Genomic DNA, 1,367 nt, shown 5'->3' with positions numbered 1-1,367 from the left:
GCTTGGTTCCGGGTTTCTTACTCATCTCCACTCCTTGGCGGTTACGATGAGCCAGAAACCCTCTCTTATCAAATCGACTTAAACTGTCCCATTGGTGCTGACGTCAGACAATCAAGCAGCGTTTGATCACCGAAAATTGGCCGGATGTTCTGCGCGCGGTGGCCACCGTGGCGGCTGATATTGTGCCATCCAGCCAGTTGCTGAAGAAGTTTGCCTCGTACCCTCGGCAACAAGAACTGGCTCTTGCTCTGCGAGAGGTCGGTCGGGTCGAACGGACGCTGTTCATCATTGAATGGCTGCTCGATGCGGGTATGCAGCGCAGGGCGCAGATCGGGCTGAACAAAGGCGAGGCGCGTCTCGCTTTGAAAACGCTCTGAGAATTGGGCGACAGGGTGAAATCCGGGATCGCACCGCCGAAGCCCAGCACTACCGCATGGCCGGACTGAACTTACTGGCTGCCATCATCATCTATTGGAACTCAAACATCTCAGCGATGCCGTAACACAGCGGCAAAGAGCCGGATTGGATTGCCCGCCGAACCTTCTGGCGCATATCTCGCCGCTCGGTTGGGCCCATATCCTGTTCACCGGTGAATACAGATGGCGAAAACAACGAGTCCGGGCTGCATAGGGCAGCCCGCATTCCCGTCCGGCTTTGTAAATAAGGCGCGAAATACTTCTTCCGCCTTTGCCAAACCCTCATCCGTCAGGACAACCGACTTGGCCTTGTTGACAGGATCATAGATCATGCCTTGTTCATACAATCGGTTCATCACATCCCAGTCATGGCCTTTCCAGGCACGACACTCACCATGCAGCGTCAACCGCAATAGCCCCAAAACAACTTCGTCAATGCGGTCTGGGTCGATCTCCATGTGGTCAATCATAGCAGGAAACGCAACTATGCGCGCCAAAAACAGCCAACAGCGGGCTTAGAGTAGGATTCTGCCCCCTCCGGCAATCGACCCACTTGTTGAGCAGCCTGCCGGATGTGGAATGGCTGCTGGGAGATCGAGGCTATGACGCCGACTGGTTTCGCGAAGCCTTGAAATACAAAGGGATACGCGCGTGCATCCCAGGCCGAAAGCAGTAAAGTACGAGAAGCGCAGGTACAAAAGGCGCAACAGGATCGAGATCATGTTCGGTCGGCTCAAGGATTGGAGGCGCGTGGCAACACGCAACGGGCGCTGCCCCAAGGTCTTCCTATCAGCAATCACACTCGCGGCTATCGTAACATAATGGTTATTCGCCCTGAGCCTAGGCTCTGTACCCATTGATTTCCCTTTAGCATCATGATTCACGGCTCAAAAACGAGCGGTGAACATGTCTGATCTTTTCTGGCTGACGGAGGCGCAAATGGCGCGTCTG

The 1,367-nt window shown here is 54.9% G+C and carries 1 protein-coding gene and 2 pseudogenes; 2 read left to right on the top strand and 1 reads right to left on the bottom strand.

What is annotated here, in order from left to right:
• Positions 1–107: 107 nt before the first annotated feature.
• A pseudogene (locus ABLN87_RS22235) lies at positions 108–630 on the top strand (Tn3 family transposase); the annotation flags it as partial.
• Here the strand turns inward: ABLN87_RS22235 and ABLN87_RS22230 are convergent.
• Entirely contained in the window at positions 584–874 is a 291-nt protein-coding gene (locus ABLN87_RS22230; RefSeq protein ID WP_353014291.1) for a DUF6429 family protein, read from the bottom strand. The pseudogene ABLN87_RS22235 and the gene ABLN87_RS22230 overlap by 47 nt on opposite strands.
• Before the next feature lie 95 nt (positions 875–969).
• On the opposite strand from ABLN87_RS22230, the pseudogene ABLN87_RS22225 reads away from it, so the two are divergent.
• Positions 970–1,238: pseudogene (locus ABLN87_RS22225) on the top strand (transposase); the annotation flags it as partial.
• Positions 1,239–1,367 lie beyond the last annotated feature (129 nt).

Source organism: Ruegeria sp. SCP10 (genome assembly GCF_040329495.1).
Classification (GTDB): domain Bacteria; phylum Pseudomonadota; class Alphaproteobacteria; order Rhodobacterales; family Rhodobacteraceae; genus Ruegeria.
The sequence above is the reverse complement of the archived record's forward strand: the minus strand, read 5'-3'. Positions and strand labels throughout refer to the sequence as shown.

Coding starts and splice junctions, on each gene's coding strand:
- ABLN87_RS22230 (WP_353014291.1), bottom strand. CDS start 874: ATGGAGATCGACCCAGACCGCATTGACGAAGTTGTTTTGGGGCTATTG.